At 43.8% G+C, this 20,411-nt stretch carries 18 protein-coding genes; 6 read left to right on the forward strand and 12 right to left on the reverse strand.

The annotated features are described in order from the left end of the window. Window positions 1-187: 187 nt before the first annotated feature. The 9 genes from C0J08_RS18915 to hutU form a co-directional block, all read right to left on the reverse strand. Window positions 188-727 (reverse strand): cysteine hydrolase family protein, encoded by a 540-nt coding sequence (locus C0J08_RS18915; RefSeq protein ID WP_212653447.1) that lies wholly within the window; start codon window positions 725-727, stop codon window positions 188-190. Window positions 728-795: 68 nt separating this feature from the next. Further along, on the reverse strand, window positions 796-1,902 hold the full coding sequence (locus tag C0J08_RS18920; RefSeq protein WP_212653448.1) for a polysaccharide lyase family 20 protein: 1,107 nt from the start codon (window positions 1,900-1,902) through the stop codon (window positions 796-798). Between the two features lie 149 nt (window positions 1,903-2,051). Next, a complete protein-coding gene (locus tag C0J08_RS18925; protein ID WP_212653449.1) occupies window positions 2,052-2,588 on the reverse strand; it encodes a DUF924 family protein in 537 nt (178 codons plus the stop codon). A 77-nt stretch (window positions 2,589-2,665) separates the two neighbouring features. Next, on the reverse strand, window positions 2,666-2,956 hold the full coding sequence (gene nadS / locus C0J08_RS18930; protein ID WP_212653450.1) for a NadS family protein: 291 nt from the start codon (window positions 2,954-2,956) through the stop codon (window positions 2,666-2,668). Then, window positions 2,953-3,270 (reverse strand): hypothetical protein, encoded by a 318-nt coding sequence (locus tag C0J08_RS18935; protein ID WP_212653451.1) that lies wholly within the window; start codon window positions 3,268-3,270, stop codon window positions 2,953-2,955. Before C0J08_RS18935 ends, nadS begins: the two co-directional genes overlap by 4 nt. A 245-nt stretch (window positions 3,271-3,515) precedes the next feature. Further along, entirely contained in the window at window positions 3,516-4,331 is an 816-nt protein-coding gene (gene hutG / locus C0J08_RS18940; RefSeq protein WP_212653452.1) for an N-formylglutamate deformylase, read from the reverse strand. Between the two features lie 13 nt (window positions 4,332-4,344). Next, entirely contained in the window at window positions 4,345-5,565 is a 1,221-nt protein-coding gene (gene hutI, locus C0J08_RS18945; RefSeq protein ID WP_212653453.1) for an imidazolonepropionase, read from the reverse strand. A gap of 86 nt (window positions 5,566-5,651) precedes the next feature. Further along, window positions 5,652-7,187 carry a histidine ammonia-lyase gene (gene hutH, locus C0J08_RS18950; protein WP_212653454.1) on the reverse strand — a complete coding sequence of 512 codons (1,536 nt, stop codon included), beginning with the start codon at window positions 7,185-7,187 and terminating at the stop codon, window positions 5,652-5,654. A 97-nt stretch (window positions 7,188-7,284) separates the two neighbouring features. Then, the gene (gene hutU / locus C0J08_RS18955; RefSeq protein WP_212653455.1) at window positions 7,285-8,982 is read right to left on the reverse strand and encodes a urocanate hydratase; all 1,698 of its coding nucleotides are present in this window, start codon (window positions 8,980-8,982) and stop codon (window positions 7,285-7,287) included. A 292-nt stretch (window positions 8,983-9,274) separates the two neighbouring features. Between hutU and C0J08_RS18960 the strand changes: the two genes are divergently transcribed. After that, on the forward strand, window positions 9,275-10,675 hold the full coding sequence (locus C0J08_RS18960; RefSeq protein WP_212653456.1) for a formimidoylglutamate deiminase: 1,401 nt from the start codon (window positions 9,275-9,277) through the stop codon (window positions 10,673-10,675). After that, window positions 10,668-11,249 carry a HutD/Ves family protein gene (locus tag C0J08_RS18965; RefSeq protein ID WP_212653457.1) on the forward strand — a complete coding sequence of 194 codons (582 nt, stop codon included), beginning with the start codon at window positions 10,668-10,670 and terminating at the stop codon, window positions 11,247-11,249. The genes C0J08_RS18960 and C0J08_RS18965 overlap by 8 nt, the downstream gene beginning before the upstream one ends. Here C0J08_RS18965 and hutC read toward each other — a convergent pair. Then, window positions 11,246-12,001 (reverse strand): histidine utilization transcriptional repressor HutC, encoded by a 756-nt coding sequence (hutC, locus tag C0J08_RS18970; RefSeq protein WP_249344381.1) that lies wholly within the window; start codon window positions 11,999-12,001, stop codon window positions 11,246-11,248. The genes C0J08_RS18965 and hutC overlap by 4 nt on opposite strands. A gap of 92 nt (window positions 12,002-12,093) precedes the next feature. Beyond that, window positions 12,094-12,753 carry a cytochrome b/b6 domain-containing protein gene (locus C0J08_RS18975; RefSeq protein ID WP_212653459.1) on the reverse strand — a complete coding sequence of 220 codons (660 nt, stop codon included), beginning with the start codon at window positions 12,751-12,753 and terminating at the stop codon, window positions 12,094-12,096. A 235-nt stretch (window positions 12,754-12,988) separates the two neighbouring features. Between C0J08_RS18975 and C0J08_RS18980 the strand changes: the two genes are divergently transcribed. The 4 genes from C0J08_RS18980 (at window position 12,989) to C0J08_RS18995 (ending at window position 18,322) form a co-directional block, all read left to right on the forward strand. Beyond that, on the forward strand, window positions 12,989-14,020 hold the full coding sequence (locus C0J08_RS18980) for an AraC family transcriptional regulator (RefSeq protein WP_212653460.1): 1,032 nt from the start codon (window positions 12,989-12,991) through the stop codon (window positions 14,018-14,020). Window positions 14,021-14,086: 66 nt separating this feature from the next. After that, window positions 14,087-14,284 (forward strand): hypothetical protein, encoded by a 198-nt coding sequence (locus tag C0J08_RS18985; protein ID WP_212653461.1) that lies wholly within the window; start codon window positions 14,087-14,089, stop codon window positions 14,282-14,284. A 113-nt stretch (window positions 14,285-14,397) separates the two neighbouring features. Further along, complete coding sequence (pepQ, locus tag C0J08_RS18990) at window positions 14,398-15,687, forward strand: Xaa-Pro dipeptidase (protein ID WP_249344382.1); 1,290 nt, start codon at window positions 14,398-14,400, stop codon at window positions 15,685-15,687. Window positions 15,688-16,180: 493 nt separating this feature from the next. Then, window positions 16,181-18,322, forward strand: a complete 2,142-nt coding sequence (locus C0J08_RS18995) for a methyl-accepting chemotaxis protein (protein WP_212653463.1) — start codon at window positions 16,181-16,183, stop codon at window positions 18,320-18,322. Between the two features lie 117 nt (window positions 18,323-18,439). Here the strand turns inward: C0J08_RS18995 and C0J08_RS19000 are convergent, their stop codons facing one another. Beyond that, on the reverse strand, window positions 18,440-20,293 hold the full coding sequence (locus C0J08_RS19000; protein ID WP_212653464.1) for a bifunctional sugar phosphate isomerase/epimerase/4-hydroxyphenylpyruvate dioxygenase family protein: 1,854 nt from the start codon (window positions 20,291-20,293) through the stop codon (window positions 18,440-18,442). Between the last annotated feature and the right edge of the window lie 118 nt (window positions 20,294-20,411).

The raw sequence follows: 20,411 nt of genomic DNA on the forward strand, positions 1-20,411 counted from the left end.
TTTTCTAACGTGCTATCTTAACCAGCATAAATGACATAAAAAATCCCCACATCGTTTTCACAACATAGAGACTCTTAAACTATAAACTGCGGATATCAAAAACGAAGGAGCTGACAGCTATGTAATAAAAGACTGTTTTACTAGCAGGAAATTAGCTTGCTCTTTCTTTAAGTTTTTACTCATGGTTTTACTTAAAAGAAATCAGTTCATCGGTCGTAGTCGCAGATATTTTGACACCAAAGCTCGCTATATTCGACAGAGTGGCATTGTGATGCGCTCTAATCTGCTCTGCACGTGCATGAGGTTTATCATGGGTTGTATGTGCATTAGAAACGAGGTCAACCGAATAACCTAAACCTGCCGCACGTCTAATAGTTGTATCGACACAAAACTCAGAGGCATAACCACAGACAATCAAATGCTCAATACCATGATGCTTTAATAAAGCTTCTAGATCAGTTCGCAAAAAAGAATCCGGCGTCGTCTTGCGAATAAATTCATCGCCCTCTTCTACCTTTAACCCCGCCTGCAACTGCCAACCAAGGGAACCAAACTCAATCTCGGAGCCTGCTTGTTCATGCTGCACATGGATCACCGTAACATCGTTAGCACGCGCCCAAGACGTAACACGGTTTATCCGCCCAACAACAAGATCAGCCTCAAAAGGTCGAGGAGAGGGATCGAATAAGAGACTTTGAACATCAATGATAAGAATGGCCGATTTCATAAACCCCTTCCCTTTGTGATGAAAAATTCTATTCTATTAAATCTTTATAAAAGCCACCAACAAATCAATCACAAAGACGCACAATATTCTTCACTAGAGCCAACATAATTAGCAATATCCACTAAAGCAGCCTTATGCTCAGTTATCACTTCACTTCCCAATATACGACGCATACGAAAATGCGAGACAAAATCACTTTTTCCTTCTAAGTAATTGGTTAATGCCAAAATCTTATCTTGCGTTGGTAGATTAGGTAGAGAATGCGCTGAGGCATTCTCCATCCAGCATGCGAAACGTTGTTTTAAACCTTTGCTACTGCGATCATATACAGGTGGGGGAACAGGTTGTTCTAATGTATCAAGTTTCGCTTCTATGACGGTACAGTCAAAATACACCGAGGCTTTGTCACACGAAGAGCCCTTGAATACATCATCGAAATAAACAATCTGTGTTGGGGTTTTCGCGTCTTTTCCTTGTCGATTGAGATAGCGACTAATATGAGACTGGTAGATGCCAAATTTAAAATAGGGTGAGCCTCCTTTTTTATCTCTAGTTGGCCCAACATATTGGTATCTTGGCACCGTTTCACCATTCACATAAATTCGGAAAAAGCCTCTGTAATCAGGTTTCCAATTAGCATGGACTAGAATATCCGTCCAACGACCTCGCATTTCGGCATCGGTTAATAGCGGCTTGTTTTCTAAAGTGGACCCATGCATCTGTCGATCAATATTGTAACCGCTCTTTTGACCAGAATGGATTGCAGAGGTTTGAAACATAAATGGAGGGGAAAAGGTATCTCGTTGATGGAATTGCCCTAAAGTGACAGTTGCAGGCGAAATACTTTCAAGCTCTTTGGGGATATAAATAGACCAATTAAACCATATTTCACCATTAAAGTTTTCAGAAACATACTCATGACGCTGACGATCTTTTAAGCAATCATTCCAACTTTGGCTTCTCCCGCAATCACCATTTCTTACTTCAAAACGCAAAGAAGAATCACCTGTCCTAACTGGCTCACCATCAGCTACATACGCTGTTGTCACTCCATAAGATTTGAAACCTATTGGACTCGCCTTCGTTAAAGATAAATTTGAATCTGGTCCAACTGAACTACAAGCACTCAGAAATAAAAAGCTGCTTAGAATCAGTAATATTTTAATCCGATTCATCAATTTCCCCATGAAAAAAAAAGCGTTTTATCAATCTAATAAACTAGCCTTTTTTCAGATTGATTTATTATTGATTAAAAAACACTCATTACATTATAAAAATGAACACTGGATAAAAAATAAATACATAAAGAGAGAGCTAATGAGGCTTAGAAACTTGAGTTTGGTCCAGCCAAAAAGGCTAATTCCTCAGGGGTAGATGTTCGACCTAAAATGGCGTTTCTATGTGGATAACGGCCAAAACGATCCACAATTTTTTTGTGTTTTAATTCGAAATCCAAGTTGTTAACAATTCCCAAATCTCTAAAGAGCTTTACCGCTTCTTCATGAATCACAGCGGACTCACTATGCATAAACGGCATATACAAAAAGCTTCGCTCAGTTTGCGTCAGCGCTTGGTCAAAACCTTTGAAAATAGCCACTTGCGCCAAGGCTAAAGCCATTGGGTCAGCCGCAAAGGACTCGGGCTGATCGCGATAAATATTACGAGAAAATTGATCAAGCACGATGATTTCCGCCAAAGCACTTTTGGCAGAATAACGCCAAGAAGACAGCTCCCCTTGAACGGCTTGGCGATGGAGCTTGCCAAATCGAGTGAGGATTTTATTATCAAAGTCGGTGTCTTTCTGAAACCATTGTTTTGGCTCAATATCGTTAAACCAGAAATCCAATACTCTTTGATACATAACATCAGCCTCAAACTACCAAGTAACTTAAAATATAGTGCTTGGCATCAAGAGATGCCAATGACTATATGCTAAACCTACCCATGCAGCGTTTTTAGCGCATATTCAGGGTCTGCCTCGACAATTTTTAGTAAGGCGCGAGCTGGTCCTGTTGGATGACGACGACCTTGCTCCCAGTTTTCTAGCGTACGCTTGCTCACACCAAGCAGGTTAGCAAAGCGACTTTGGCTTAAACCTGTTTTGGTGCGAATTGCCTTTACTTCTGGGTCTACAAATTCTGTGATGCGTGCTGCCGAGGCTTGGCCTTTTATAATGCTGTCAGCTTGTTGTACGCTTTCTAGCAATTCATTGAACATGTCGTCATTCATTGTGACCACCTTTCTACTATTTGTCTTAGCGCTTTGGTTTGCGCATCGGTTAAATTCTCTTGAGTGCTTTTGGGAAAAATATACATCATGTAAAGTTGCTCATTCGTTGTCATCCAGTAATAGATGATTCGTACGCCGCCCCTTTTTCCACCACTATCCATAGACCAGCAAATTTTCCTTAATACGCCACTGTTTTTAATCAATACACCAAGATCGGGCTTTATAACCAAAGCCTCCTGCAACTCCTTGTATTCATCGTCGCTCATTATTTCGTTAATGAGTTTGGTAAAAATAGGCGTTTCAACAATTACCATGACACCTCCAAATTATACGCCATTGGCGTAATCTGTCGATTAATAATTGAACAACAAAAGGTAGAAGAAGAGTCCGCTAAGAAATAGCCTTTGAACATAAGAAATCCTTTTCTTATAAGGTTTAACACAATAACAATGCCCCAATTACAGTATCATCAAGACAATGGGGCTAGGAATTCATTTGCAAAAAAAATCCCCATATCATTTTCACAATATGAGGACTCTTAAACGATAAACGTCAGATATCAAAAACGAAGGTGCTGACAAGCCTCAATCACTTCATGCAGCTGCTGTTTAATCAACGGCAGTTTCATTCCATCAAGCTGATAAACCGACTGTTTCGCTAGCTCATCGTTTAAATAAGTCGCCTGAGACAACTCTAGCTGAATGGCGTGAATATGGTTTTCGGGTTGCCCAAAGTGGCGAGTAATGTAGCCGCCTTTAAAACGTCCATTCAGTATCTGAGTATAATTAGGTCGTAGGACTTGGGTGACGGTATTAGCGAGTAATTCGTCGCAGGATTTACCTTCGTTAGTACCCCAATTGAAATCAGACAATGTTCCGTCAAACAACATCGGCACTTCGGCAGCAATACTGTGGGCATCAAATAAGATCGCGTAGCCGAATTTGGCTTTTAATCGAGCCAATTCTTGCTCAATCGTCTCGTGATACGGTTTCCAAATCTGTTCTTTGCAAAAGGTTCGATGCTCATCACTTGGCGTTTTGCCTTCAGCATAAATAGGGCTTTCATCGAACAAAATATCCGGAAACAAGCCCGTTGTTTTGCTTTCGTAGAGAGGCTTGTCGTCATAAGGGCGATTAAGATCAATCACATATCGAGAGTAATTTGCCTTAATAACCCCAATATCTAGAGACGCTAAAAAGTCATAAAGCTCAGGAATAAACCAGTCGGTATCAGGCAGCTTGTTTGCCTGTTCAGTGATTCCAGCTTGCACTTCATCAGTCAGGTTCAAACCTGAGTGAGGCATGCTGACCAATATGGGTGAGTCTCCTTGTACAAAATCAAATGCCGTTACATCCAGCGTATTGTGCGTTGTCATCTTATCTTGCCCCTTATTTTTTCTCGCCTTGGTAAACGCGAGTTTTTAATAAATCACCACCTAACCAATAGCTTAATTCACCGGGACTTTCCACCTCCCAGCACACAAAGTCGGCGACCTTACCAACTTCTAAACTACCATGAGTGTCTGCAATGCCCAATGCTTTTGCCGCATAAATGGTTGCACCGGCAAGGGCTTCTTCAGGCGTCAGAGCAAACAAAGTACAAGACATATTCATCATAAGCCGCAGCGATAAAGCTGGCGAAGTACCAGGGTTAGCGTCCGTAGCAACCGCCATGGGAACGCCATATTGTCGAAGTAAATCAATCGGAGGACGCTGAGTTTCTTTTAGGGTAAAAAATGCCCCAGGCAATAACACGGCCACGGTGCCCGATTCAGCCATGGCTTTAACATCTGATTCTTCAATAAATTCGATATGATCCGCCGACAAGGCTTTGAAGGACGCGGCCATGGCTGTTCCACCTAATGACGACAACTGCTCCGCATGAATTTTCACTGGTAAGCCCAAAAACTCTGCCGTTTTAAAATAGCGGGCAACTTGTTCCGTACTAAAAGCAATGCCTTCACAAAAGGCGTCCACGGCATCCGCCATTCCCAGCTTAGCGGCCTTCGGCAACAAGGTCTCGCATAAGTAATCTATGTAGTCGTCTTTGTCCTTAAATTCAGGAGGCATGGCGTGTGCCGCCAGACAAGTCCGCTTTACAGTCACTGGAAAATCGTTACCTAGTTGACCTGCTACACGCAGCATTTTCAACTCAGCATCCAGTGATAACCCATAACCTGATTTGATCTCAACCGTGGTCACGCCATCTGCCATCAAGCTTTTTAAACGCCGCGCCGCGCTGGCAATCAGCTCTGCTTCGCTGGCGTCACGAGTGGCCTTCACCGACGAAGCAATACCACCGCCCTGCTGAGCAATCTCCTGATAACTCACACCATTGAGCCGTTGTTCAAATTCCCCCGCACGATTACCACCAAAAACCAAGTGCGTATGGCAATCAATCAATCCGGGGGTGATCCAGCCACCACCTAAATCCTGTTCCTGTTGAGTGAGATAATCAGGAAGGTCCTTCTCTTCGCCAATCCAAACGATACGACCGCCGACCACACCGATCGCAGCGTTTTCAATCACGCTATACAAGCCGTTTTTCATGGTGGCAGCATGCGCACCACGCCACAAACTGTCTAATTTCATTGGAGTATCGTTTGTCATAGCTGTCCTGTTAATGCTTCGCTTTTCACTTAAACACTTGGCTTCTTTTACCCTAGGCTTTTAACACTAGGCAATTTAACGCTAGGCTATTTAACACTAGGTAATAGCCCTTCCGGCATAGTGTCGTTATGCACCGCTTCTAGTAACAACTCATTGGCCTTTTCAATGTCTGGTGCGAAGTAGCGGTCTTTATCGTAGAAAGGCACACGAGCACGTAAAGTGGTTCGAGCATGTTCAAGACGTTTGCTGGATTTCAATGGGGCGCGGAAGTCCAAACCTTGAACCGCAGACAAAATCTCTACCGCCAAGATGCCACGGGTATTTTCCGCCATATCTTTCAGGCGACGAGCAGCAAAAGTCGCCATCGAAACATGATCTTCTTGGTTCGCCGAGGTTGGCAAGCTGTCTACCGACGCGGGATGCGCATAGGTTTTGTTTTCACTCGCCAATGCTGCGGCCGTTACTTGAGCAATCATAAAACCAGAGTTCACGCCGCCGTTATCGACTAGGAAAGGTGGCAATTTGCTTAAGTTACTATCAATCAACAACGCCATACGACGCTCAGATAAACTGCCAATTTCCGCAATCGCAAGAGCAAGATTATCCGCGGCCATAGCAACCGGTTCAGCATGGAAATTACCACCAGAAATAATGTCGCCTTCGGCAGCAAATACTAATGGATTGTCCGATACCGAGTTTGCTTCTACACACAAAACACGGGCCGCATTACGGATTTGCTCTAGACAAGCGCCCATCACCTGAGGCTGGCAACGTAAGGAATATGGGTCTTGGACTTTTTCACAGCCTTGATGAGAATCCCCCAGTTCACTGCTGTCACCCAACAAATGGCGATATGCCGCTGCGGCATCGATCTGCGTTTGATGACCACGTACTTCATGAATGCGTGCATCAAATGGGCTACGACTCCCCAATGCGGCCTCCACAGATAAAGCACCACAAGTCACAGCAGAAGCAAATAAATCCTCGGCTTCAAACAATCCTTCAAGAGCAAACGCGGTCGAAGCTTGCGTACCGTTTAACAACGCCAAACCTTCTTTAGGCGCTAAAGTGATTGGTTCAAGACCGGCAATAGACAACGCTGCTTGGCCTGAAATCACTTCGCCACGGTAACGAGCCTTGCCTTCGCCCAACAAAATTGTACTCATGTGGGCCAAAGGCGCTAAATCACCAGATGCACCGACTGAGCCTTTTTTAGGAATACATGGGTAGACTTCTTTATTAATCAGGGTGAGAAGCGCTTGAATCACTTCCAAGCGGATCCCTGAAAAGCCACGGGCAAGACTATTGACCTTCAAGGCCATGATTAATTTAACGGTTCTGTCTGCCATCAAATCACCAATGCCTGCCGCGTGAGACAGTACAATACTGCGTTGTAACTCCTCTAAATCTTCCGGGGCGATACGCGTATTCGCCAACAAGCCAAAGCCCGTGTTAATTCCGTAAACGGTGCGATTTTCTGCAATCACATCATTGACGACTTGAGTGCTGGCGTGAATATCAGGAAACGCGCTTTCGTCTAGTGTCAATTTCACATGACGACGGCTAATTTGGCGCAACTCGTTTAACGTCAATTTGCCTGGTTTAATGGTTAATTCAAACATGGTGTTCTCCAGTTTCTGTGCGATGTACTGCCGTATTATTTTAAGTTTTTAATGACTAATGTTTTAAACGATCGGCTTAATAAGCATTATGAGCAACTTATTTAGCTTGAGCACCCGTGATCATAGGTAAATTCAACCCCTGCTCTTTCGCGCAATCGATGGCAATATCATAGCCTGCATCCGCATGGCGCATGACGCCCGTCGCAGGGTCGTTATGAAGCACGCGCGCAATACGTTCAGCGGCATCATCACTGCCATCACACACAATCACCATACCCGAGTGTTGTGAAAAGCCCATGCCAACGCCGCCACCATGGTGCAAAGACACCCAAGTCGCACCAGACGCGGTGTTCAATAAAGCATTCAATAATGGCCAGTCAGATACCGCATCAGACCCATCTTGCATACCTTCTGTTTCACGGTTTGGACTCGCTACCGAACCAGAATCTAAATGATCTCGACCAATGACAATGGGTGCAGACAGCTCACCACTGCGAACCATTTCATTAAAAGCTAAGCCCAGTTTGGCGCGCTGACCCAGCCCTACCCAACAAATACGGGCTGGCAAACCTTGGAATTGAATGCGCTCACGGGCCATGTCTAGCCAATGATGCAAATGTTCATCGTCAGCAATCAACTCTTTTACCTTAGCATCGGTTTTGTAGATATCTTCAGGATCACCCGACAAAGCCGCCCAACGGAAAGGCCCAATACCACGACAAAATAGAGGGCGAATGTACGCTGGTACAAAGCCTGGGAAATCAAAGGCATTGTCCACCCCTTCTTCCATCGCCATTTGACGAATATTGTTACCATAGTCAAAGGTAGGAATGCCCATTTTCTGGAAATCCAACATGGCTTGGACATGCTTCGCCATGGATTGTTTTGCCGCTTTAACAATCGCCTGTGGTTCAGTTTGCGATTTCTCGCGGTACTCTTCCCAACTCATGCCAATAGGTAAGTAACCATTTAACGGGTCATGAGCGGAAGTTTGGTCGGTCACCATGTCTGGACGAATGCCACGCTTAACCATTTCAGGTAGGATTTCTGCCGCATTGCCACACAGCGCGATCGAAACCGCTTTGCCTTCTGCGGTGTATTTTTTAATGCGCGCCATGGCATCGTCTAGGTCGGTCGCTTGCTCATCCACATAACGAGTACGTAAACGGAAATCGATTCGACTTTGCTGACATTCAATATTCAAAGAACACGCACCAGCAAGAGTCGCGGCCAGTGGTTGAGCACCACCCATTCCGCCCAATCCTGCGGTTAATACCCAACGTCCTGCCAGTTTACCGTCATAATGCTGACGACCGGCTTCAACGAAGGTTTCATAAGTGCCCTGCACTATGCCTTGGCTACCAATATAGATCCAAGAACCCGCCGTCATCTGGCCATACATCGCCAAACCTTTTGCATCTAGCTCGTTAAAATGTTCCCAATTGGCCCAGTGTGGCACTAGGTTTGAGTTGGCGATCAATACGCGCGGCGCGTTGCTGTGGGTTTTAAACACACCAACGGGCTTGCCAGATTGCACCAACAAGGTTTCGTCTTCTTCTAGCTCTTTTAGGGATTCAACGATTTTGTCATAGCATTCCCAATCTCGTGCTGCACGCCCAATGCCACCATAAACCACTAATTCCTCTGGGTTTTCTGCCACATCAGGATCAAGATTGTTCATCAACATGCGCATTGGCGCTTCTGTAAACCAAGATTTTGCCGTTAGCGATGTTCCTGTTGCGGCCTTTACGACACCAGCGCGATGGCGTTTTTGAGAGATTGTTTGCTTAGTCATTTTTTCACCTATTAAAGAGTATCTTTTTATTCTGATTGTAAGAAAGATTAAATGAACATGTATATACAATTAATCAAAAGATAAAATCTTATTTTTCTAGATGCAAGGCATTTTTTAAAATAAATAGCCTGTAATAAGGATATACGCGCCCATCTCGCCTTATTAAAGACGCTAAAAAACCAAGTAAAACAAGCAACACACCCTAAAAAATGTAGGCAGATAAAAACAAACTTGTATATACATTATTTTTTCTATTACACTCAGTTGATAAACACTGATTAGGAAATGACTTGTGACTAGCCCAAATGCCTCTCATTGCGATAGCACCCAACTCTATTTTGCTGAACGTGCCTTACTCTCCTCTGGCTGGGCAGACAATGTGCTAATGACCGTACAAAATGGCCAATTCATTTCTATTGACGTAGACAGCGCACCCACCACCACAAGTCATGTTTTATCTGGACCCGTTCTCCCCACATTGGCAAATGTCCACTCCCACGCTTTTCAGCGCGTTATGGCGGGTGCTGCGGAAGTCAGCTTAAATCCAAACGACAGCTTCTGGAGCTGGCGCGATTTAATGTACAAAGTGGTGCAAAAACTCTCACCCGATGATGCTTATATCATTGCCAAACAGCTCTATATCGACATGCTCAAAGCCGGCTACACACAAGTTGGGGAGTTCCATTACCTGCATCATGATAGGGGCGGAAAACACTATGGTCAGATTTGTGAAATGTCGAATCAGATCATCGCAGCAGCGAACGACTCTGGGCTTGGGCTCACCTTATTGCCTGTGCTCTATTCCCATTCCGGTTTTGGCGGACAAGCTCCCAATGCCGGACAGGCACGCTTCATCAACTCGACTGAGTCCTATCTAGAACTGCATCAAGCATGTGAGAAAGCGCTAGAAAATCAGGCTCTACACAGATTGGGCATTTGCTTCCACTCCTTACGCGCTGTCACCAAACCGCAAATAGAAAATGTTTTACAGACGCTATCAAAGCATCGCCCTATTCACATTCATATCGCGGAGCAACAAAAGGAAGTGCAAGACAGTATCGCCTTCAGTGGACAGCGTCCTGTGGAATGGCTAGATAACGAAATAGGCTTAAATGAGCGCTGGTGTTTGGTTCACGCCACTCACTTAACCGCGGCAGAACGACAAGCCATTGCTAAGAAACACGCTGTTGCAGGTTTGTGCCCAACGACAGAAGCCAATTTGGGCGATGGAATGTTCCCTGGTGTGGCTTTCGAACAAGAAGGCGGCCGTTGGGGGATTGGTTCTGACAGCCATGTGAGTCTTTCCATCGTCGAAGAATTACGCACCTATGAATATGGGCAACGCCTTCGCGATCAACAGCGCAATCGCCTTTATCGCGCCGATCAAACCAGCATTGGCGACAACCTTTTTCAACAAGCGTTATTGGGTGGCAATCAAGCCTGCGACGTATCGCTAGGGTTAAATGTAGGCAACCGAGCAGACTTTATGGTGCTGGATGAATCCCACCCATTTATCGCGGCGAGCGAAGCAAAAGACTTGTTAAATCGTTGGTTGTTCGCCACCAATGAAAGCCTGATAAAAGATGTTTTTGTGGCTGGACAACACCTCATTCAAAACTTCCGCCACCAGCAAGAAGAAAGCAGCCGTCTCGCCTTTACCCAAGCCATCAAAAAGGCCATCTACCATGTCTGATTTCATCATTATCGAGCAATCACACTATCAAAAAATGCCATGGAAAAATGGCCTTGGTGAAACCCTAGAAATACAGTGCCAAGAAGACATAAATGGCCTGCGCTTTCGTATCAGCCAAGCCTCTGTCATTGAAGATGGTGTATTTTCAGACTTCAATGGATTGCATCGCACCTTGGTTCTATTATCTGGTGAAGGCATGACGCTAGAACACAAAATTGACGCCTCTCTCTCAATCAGCCGACTAGAAAAACCTTTAGATATCGCTAGGTTTTCCGGTGGAGAAACCACTTACGCGAGTCTGAAAAATGGCAACATTGAAGACCTAAATATAATGGTGAGAGACAAGGACACCCGAGCTGACGTTACGACTCATAGCGCTCCCTGTTCATTATCATTGATAACGAACAACACAGTATTTTGCGGTTTTTATGGGTGTGAAGACACAGAGCTAGAGATGAAGAATCATGGCAAATTGCAGCTCAAAGCGCACAGCATGATCATTTTCAATCAAAATGCCAGCGCTACCTTACACCAAGGCCGGGGCATTTTGATCAGCATAACAGAACGAAATTAACGACCAAAATGGCCAAATAATTGGAAGCGCGAACCGGGGTGTAATAATCGCGCAGCGGTAACGATATCATTCCCAGCCCAAGTACGACGTTTGATTTGCAAGCAAGGCTCTGTGGCTTGAATTTGTAAGCGTTCACACTCAATCGCATTCGGTAAGATCGCTTCCACTAAATGCTCACCTTCTGTCATAGGCGCAACGCTCATTAAGTATTCATAAGATGTGTGTTTAGCAAAGTCTTGCTGATCGTAGTCAGGTGCCAACGTCGCGTTAACAATGCGCTCTTCTATTTGGATTGGTAAGTCGTTTTCAAAATGCAGCACCACAGAACGAAAAATCTCATGATTGGTACGAACACCCAACGTCATGGCTTCTTCCATCGTAGCTTTTGCGGACTCTAAGACCAATAGTTCTGAGCGATGTTGATGGCCTCGATCTGCGATTTCTTCCGCTATATTATGAACTTCAAAAAGAGCCGAATGGGCTTTTTTCTCTGCAACAAAAGTCCCAAGCCCTTGGTGACGAACCAGATAACCTTCCGCAGTTAACTCACGCAACGCTCGATTCACCGTCATGCGGCTCACGCCCAACGCCTTCACCACTTCAGATTCCGAAGGAATACGCTGATTGGTCTGCCATTCACCAGAGGAGATTTTCAAAGAGATGGCTTGCTTCAACTTAGCGTAAATTGGCAATGGCGCATCTGGCAAATCATCGAATAAATTGGCTAGATTGTGAATTGTGACATCAGACACTGAGTTTTCCATCTGTTCATTTGTTTATAAAAAAGACAACTACAGGCCATAATATCAAATTACGAGCCTGTCTATACTATTAAATAGGCGAACTAAACAGGGATCAGCCACAGAGCGGCCAACCAAGAAAGTCCCATCAACAAAGAAAAAATCACGCCCCAACGCGGTGTTTTTACCGACACAGAAGTCACGAAAGCACTCTTCTTACGACCATGAATCATGGCTTCAATAAGACGCTCTTTCAGGCAGAGTTCATGATAAAGCACAGCAAGTACGTGGATGGCCACTAAACCTAACAATACATTCGGTAAAAAATGGTGTATCGATGCTAGCTGACTAGCAAGCTCTTCCGACACCAGAGAATTAAACGGGCCATACCAAAAAATTTGATCACTGCTAAATAACCCTGTTCCCCACTGCACAGACAAGGCCGCTAATAAAACAACCACCATCAGAGCACCAACCGGGTTATGCCCTAAATAATGTTTAGGTCGACCAGTTAACAGTGATTTGGCAAAACGGAAAGCCACTTTTGGCCCTTTAATAAACTGACTAAAGCGGGCGTAATAGGAACCATAAAAACCATACAAGACTCGCGCAATGATGACGGCAGATAAGCTGTAGCCCATATAAAAATGGTACTGAATATAATCGCCTTCCGACTTTCCTGTGATTATCAAGCCTGTAAACAAAAGCACAATTAGCCAATGACTAATTCGTATAGGCCAATCCCAAACTAATGTCGATTTCATTATTATGTTCCTCTGCCTGATAAGTTAGCGCTAAATTTCGTTGTTGTACAAAACACACTCTTGCTAAAAGGTGACATTAAACACTATGCTGTGAAAAGCAAGATTCTCATGGCCTATTTGCAACAATTAGCAAATAAACGCTTATTTAAGAAACTGAAACGACATGGCAATCAAGACAAAATAAAACCGTGTTTTGACTGACACCTCTATCGTTCAGCAGAAGGATAAAACATGTATGCTTGTCACACTACTACTGGTCACGTTTTTCGTCATCGCATTTTTAGGGTATCTATTTTGCTTTCGAGGCCGTTTTTTTAGCCGAAAAAATGCAGTTATAGATGTGCCAATAGGTGTCATCTCTGAAGAGTTAAGCGACTTAAATAATTGGCAAAGCTGGTTACCTTGGCTTATGTACGAGCCTGACGCAGAAGTTAGCTATGAATATTTGAATTCCGGCGTTCACTCTGTGTTTCCATCTTGCTTATCATGGCAAGGTGACTCCATTAAAAAAGGCTACATAAGCCTAAAAGCCTCTCGACCCGGTGCGCATTATTTCCATACACTCCTAGAAGCACCCGCGTTTTACCCCTGTGATCTGCATTTCAACATCGACCTAACAAAACAAAAGAATCGCACCTTAATCACGATACAAGTCATTGGTCAACTGCCTTTCTTATTACGTTGGAGGCAAAGAGTTTTTGCGCTTCGTGCCGATAAAGATGGTGAGCTTGCCTTGTTAAAAATGCTCTCTTATCTCGGCAAATACAACACCCAATCCGATCACGAATATCATGAACCTGCATTTGTCTGGTTAGATAAAACAACCTTAGACAATGTTGACGCCGTAACTAGACCCTTTGTGGTCAACCATCAGCCCATGTCTCAAAAAATGGATCAGGGCTTCCACGATTTGATCACCGAACTTGGTCCTGAAAATCCACCAGCGGGCCCTAGTTTTGCCATTTATAAGAAGGCCGATATTAACCATCATTACTTCTCTGGTCGACTAGGTATCCCAGTGCAAAATATAGTGCCTTGTGAGCTTTGCCCTGAACGTATTGTTTTGAAAGGACAATATTTGCATTTACGCTATGTCGGTTGTTACCAAAACCTTTCTTTAGCATGGCATGTTTTATACAACTTTATGCGCTTACATAACTTAAAACGTGATAGGCGACACTGCGGCATCGAAGTTTTTGAAGTTGGGCCAATACAAACAAGTAACTCAAAGGACTACATTACTTCAGTCTACTTACCCATCAAATAATTGGCTTAAACGTCTTTTTATGGGAAGGTCTTTATTTTCGCTAGATAGACTTAAGGAAAAACAAACGTGACAAAACTTTATCCACTCATTGATAGCTTGATACGCATCATGCTGACCATCGTCTTTTTCTATGTTTTCAAACACTTCTTTGTGATTGAAAACGACTTAGTATTGGCCTTCATTTCTGTACTTTGTGGATTCATTACTTTTCGTGTCTTCATGCTTGTCTTCAATAAAATCACCACTAAAAATAGTGCCGATTGATTACCAATTTAGCGTATCCTATTAGCAACACTCCCCCTGAATACTCAATGCAGGCCAAATGGATATTAAGTCTGCATTCTTGTTAACACTAGCAAATCAATATGAGTTCTTTTATGACTACACTCTACCAAGAACATCTTGCTGTTCTTACCTCTCGTTATGAAAATGCCATGGTGCATTTTGGTCTAGATGCCATTGTTTTAGCCACAGGGGAAAAAAGTTATTACTTTCAGGATGATCACACTCACCCATTCCATGCCTACTCTGGCGCGCAACAGTGGCTGCCATTTACGCTCGGAGCAGAAACCTATATCGTCTTAAAAAATGGCGAAAAGCCAACCTTAGTTTGGCCTATTCGTGACGATTTTTGGCACGCTCCTAACCCAGTTCCTAGTGGCGACTGGCAACAAAACTGGCATATTGTCACGGCTCGTAAAGACGATAAATGGTATGCCGATGTACCTAAGCAAACCGCTTGGTTAGGACCACAACCCCAGCCATTTGCTGTTCCTTGTGAGGGCTTAAAAGCCTATGTGGACTTTGCTAAAGCGGTCAAAACAGACTTCGAAATTGCCGCTATGCGCAAAGCCAGCGAACGCGGAGCAGCTGGTCACATTGCAGCGAAAGAAGCGTTTTTAGCTGGCAAGAGCGAATTGGAAATTCATCTCGCCTTTTTAAAAGCCAGTCAGCAAAATGCTTTCCAAGAACCCTACCCTGGCATTGTCGGTTTAGATGAGCACGCAGCCGTGCTGCATTACGAACATAAATCCATAGAACAAGCCGCAAGCTCTCGTACTTTGCTTATTGATGCGGGGGCCAACGAACACGGCTATGCTAGCGATATCACCCGTACTTTTACCCGTCATGATGACGACTTTAACGCCTTGATAAATGACTTAGATACAATGGAGCAAACCCTTTGTCACAGTGCAATGTCTGGGGTTAGCTACCGTGATTTGCATCAGGACACATTAGCAGGCATTGCGAACCTATTGCTTGAACACAAAATTTGCTCTCTCAGTGTCGAAGAGCAACTAGCCAAACGCATTCCACAAGTCTTCTTTCCCCATGGCTTAGGTCATTTACTTGGTTTACAAGTTCATGATGTGGGTGGTCATCAGATTGATTCTGCTGGCACCTTACGCAAACCGGACGACAGCGCGCCATTCTTACGTTTGACACGCACCCTAGAAAAAAACATGGTAATCACCATAGAACCCGGTTTGTACTTCATTCCTATGCTGCTAGATAAAATGCAATCCGAAGTGACACAACATGGTTGTGACATGGCGCGCATAAAACACTTCTTACCTTATGGTGGTATTCGTATCGAAGATAATGTTGTTGTGAAAAACGACCAACCCGAAAACCTCACTCGCATGGCATTTTCAAATCAGGCTTAAATAACATCGATGACTTTTCCATCAATATCCCAAAAGGTATTGATGGAAGCTTCTATATTATTTTTTCTAACCAAGCCTTCTATCTACTGGTTATATCGTCAATCACTCTGCAGAGTATAAATACATAATTCGATGGGCTAGGCGACTTTTTATTTGCTCGATTTAGCAGAAAAGCGTCGATTACCCTGAAGAAACACTCGAAACTTTTTTATCTTTAAACGCCACATAGTTGTCTTTATTCGTCAAAATGAACCAAAATAAAGCAAAAATTTACAAAAAATCACAGTTCTGGTGCAGACAAAAAAACCCGACTTTAAATAAATCACTGCTTTTTTAAAAATATGCAGATGAATAATAATGCCTTTTTATAAGTTAGCAGAATATCAAACTAAAGTTTTAAGTTTAAAAAACAGTGGCAAAAAAATTGCTTTTTTAAAGACTCCTCTAAGCGCCTGCAACGAAGTAGTGCTTAATGCAACGGAGCAATATTGGTATGAGTTTAAAAAGCAGTCAGATGTCACTTTCATCAAAAGAACGTCATTGGTTACCTTGGTTTGGCAATACAGGTCGACTATCTCTCTTTTGGTCGTGTTATTTAAATAAAAACACTTATGCGAATATCGAAAAAACCTTCGAAAGCATCGCTAACACAAGAGTAAAACTACTGAATACTTGGGTAAATAATCAGTGGTCACAACTCGATGTTTTATTAGAAATTGTCACTCGCTCATTTCCACACATAGAACAAGAGGCGCTAGAAGAGCGCTTAAATATCGTGCCTGACGTGTCTGAATACTTTGTCATTGATACCCAAGGAAAAGTACTCAAATCCACGACAAAAGACCGCGTTAATAAGACAGACATACACCCTAAAGCACTAGAAGCCGGCTTAAAGAAAGAATTCCTTCATGGTCCATACCTTGATCAAAACACCTTAAAAATAGGTGCGTCTAGCTCAAAATTTCATGATGCAGTAACCCTAATGTTCTATCTGCCAATTACACAAAATGGTGTCTGCGTTGGGGCGATTTGCGCTCGAGTACCCAATGATGTGGTAGGAGACCTAATTCAACGGGAAGCTGGACACATCTATAAAGAATCCGGTGATAACTATTTGTTTATGGTTAAATCTGAACTAGACAAATCCATACTCCCCGGAACGGCACTTTCTCGTTCTCGTTTTGAAGATGACACCTTCAGTCATGGCGAAAACCTAAAAAGCGGTATAACGACAAAATGGGGAACCGTCAAAGTTCAACAACACACAGAATTTGAAATTCGTTTTACCGATCCGGCAACAAAAGAGCTGCACCCTGGCGTAAGAGAAACCATTAAGAATGGCCAAAACCTCTTTGTCACTTACCCTGGGTATTCCGATTACCGACACATTCCCGTTATTGGCAAAGGCGTTACCTTTCAATTAAGAGGTAGCCCAGATACTTGGGGAATGATGTGTGAAGGTGACTTAGAAGAAGTCTATCGCCGCCGCTCCATCAACCTAAAATTAATGAAAAGCTATCTGCTAGCCTCCAGCGTTCCACTAATCGTCAGTACCTCGTTACAAGCGTATACCAATCTATCCATTGTTCTAACGAGCGTCGTAGCCTTTGCTAGTTTAGGTGTCGCTGGATTATTGTTTAATAAGCTCACCAGCAAAAGAATTAGCAGTAGAATGAGCCGAATGACAGAAGTTATTCAAACCATCGCGGAAGGTGAAGGTAATCTTAAACAACGACTTGACGGCGAACTAGCCAATGACGAAACCGGTGATATGGGACGTTGGATGAACAGCTTTATTGACAACCTTGATACCACCATAGGGCAAGTCATTTCAGCAAGTACCAATGTCAAAAAGTCGAATGACTTTATGATTCGTACTAATGAAGAAGCCAGCCAAGCTTCGCAATACCTTGAGTCCACAGTGGAGAGCATGCTCAATGTATTCCAACAGCAAATAAACGAAGTACAGAGTGCCTCTAAAACCGCGGATGATTTGAAGCAAGCCATGAATCAAGTGGCTACCGAAACCCAATCGCGCTTGCTCGACGCGAAAACAGGCACCCAAGAAATACGCGATGTGGTTCGAACCACAGCCGAATCGGTCAAATCATTGGATCAGAAAACCAATGAAGTAGCCGGCATCATTACCACCATTTCCGACATAACCAACCAAACCAACCTACTTGCCTTAAATGCCGCTATTGAAGCAGCAAGAGCAGGTGAACATGGGCGTGGTTTTTCTGTTGTAGCCGATGAAGTACGTAGTCTCGCGTCTAAAACAGCCGCCGCTGCAGAAGAAATACAAGCCATGCTAGAAGGGATTCAGGAGGAAACACGCAGTGCTGTCAGCTTCATGGAAAAAGGCGCAGAAGATGTTGATCAAAACCTCATGGCCAATGAGCAAACCAACACCGGAGACAGTGCTTTATACGCTCTAGTCGATCGCATGTTTGAGGCAATTTTGTTGCTCAACGAAAGCAACAAAGAAAATGCCAAAACCGCTCATGAAATGGGCGCTGCAACTGAGCAAATGCAGCGTTCTATTGCAGCATTGCAAAGACGATCGTCTCGCGTTGGCTTGTCGGCTTTAAAACTGGATTCCTTGGTGGGTCAGTTCCAAGTAACGGCTAAATAACAACCTAATAGCGAGGCCTTTTAGGCAAAAAAAACCGGAGGAAGCTTTCCTCCTCCGGCATAATTTCCTCACAAAAGGGTACACCAATAATAAATCATTCCCCGCAATGACAATGATTTACTTTTTCTCTTGGCGCGCCTGTGAGGCAAGACGAACAAATGCATTTGCTTCGCCATAACGGCTGTAATCGCCTACTCGTTGTACGACCTCAAAAAACACACCATGAACTTCTTCTGTATAAAAATGGAAGAACTCCCCTTCGTCATTTTGGTCATACATAATGTTGTGTGACTGCAGTTTTTTCACCATCTCTGAAGACAAACCAAAGCGTGCTTGAATATCACGATAGTAGTTCTGTGGAATGGGCAGCTGTTTTTCGCTATCAATGTTTTTTGCCGCCGCAAAAATATCATCACAAGCGAACGCAATCTGATGCACACCAGAGCCTTTGGACTTTTGAATAAAACGCTGAGCTGATGCATCCCGAGCGTTGGTCATATTCAATGGGATACGCACCCGCTTATCCTTGCTTAGCGCCGTACGACTCACAACCAAACCATGGATATCTGGCAAGTCTTGGCTGGCATCGATATCAAAACCAAACACGGATTTATAGAAAAAAGACGCCGACAAAAAGTCAGTATTGGAAACCGTTTGCCCGATGTGGTCAAAGCGAGTTAAGCCCACGCCTGTTTCACCTTGAACCCCTTGAATCGGTTTAAAGTCCACCTCAAAAAAACGCACGGCGGCATCAGTGGATACCAAATACACCAAGCTATCACCAATACCACGCAAGGCCGGGATATTTAATTCTCCTGGGCCGGCCTGATTATCAAAGCGCTCCACTCGATAACGTTCAGCAAGAGACAATGTCGCTTTAACGTCTTCAGAAGCAAATGCCATTGCACAAACCGATACGCCATGTTTCTGAAAATGCTCATGAGCTTGGCTTTTCGGTTCACGATTAAGAATCAGGTTAATATTACCCTGACGCATCAAGCTGACGTTTTTAGAGCGATGTTTATGGGTCTCGTGGAACCCCAACTGAGCTAAGGTGTTGATCAAGGCTTCTCCACTTTCCCCTTCAATAGCGAACTCAATGAACTCCACATCGCTCACTTGTGGTGCTTCAATCGGTGCCGTTTTTTCCTCGCGTTTACTGACAGTCTGATCATCTAGCCAAATTAATGAACGCATACCATCAACGGCTTTTTCTAAAGGTGATGAAGAACGAAACTCATCGTTAAAAATTTCATGAGACAAATAATCATTAAAGCCCTTATCTTTCAAAACCTGTAAAAACTCAACCACAGGCATGTCTCCTTGACCGGGGAAACAGCGAAAGTGTCGACTATATTGCAACACGTCCATTTGTAGACTTGGCGCATCAGCGACTTGCACAAGTGCAATCTTGTTTAGTGGAATATCATCACGCAGTACATCCAAAGTATTGCCTCGGGAAAACATGTGAAAAGTGTCTAAAATTATCCCCAAGTTGGGGTGATCGACACGCTTAACAAGATCCCAGGCGTCATGATAATCAGCAATATGGTAACCCCAAGCTAGGGCTTCATACCCCAACATAATGCCTTCTTTTTTAGCCATTTCCGCAAGACTAAATAAGTCTGCAGCACAAACATCACGGTCCGCAGAAGAGTAAGGTTGCACGTTAGAACAAAACAACAGACGATTCGTCCCCAGCTCATGAGCGACTTCCATCTTTTGCCTCAACATATTGGATTTTTGCGAGCGCAACGGCTCTGGCATACCTTCCATATCACGGAATGGCTGCAAAGCAATAATTTCCAAACCTAAATCTTGTGCCATACGGCGTGCATCTTTTGGCGAACCATCGAACTGAGTGAGATCATTTTCGAAGATTTCCACACCCTGAAAACCGGCTTTCGCCGCCGCTTCGAATTTTTCTCTTAGCGTGCCAGATAGGGTAACGGTTGCGAGTGCTGTTTTCATTCCTAAGTCCTGATTGTCCAAATTTCATAACGAAAACGATATATAAGAAACAAAGCCTTATTTCTCTATAAGCTTTGAATTGATGCTAGCACAAGATTTTAGCGTTAAGAGTCCTATT

The organism is Marinomonas sp. CT5 (genome assembly GCF_018336975.1).
Taxonomy (GTDB): Bacteria; Pseudomonadota; Gammaproteobacteria; order Pseudomonadales; family Marinomonadaceae; genus Marinomonas.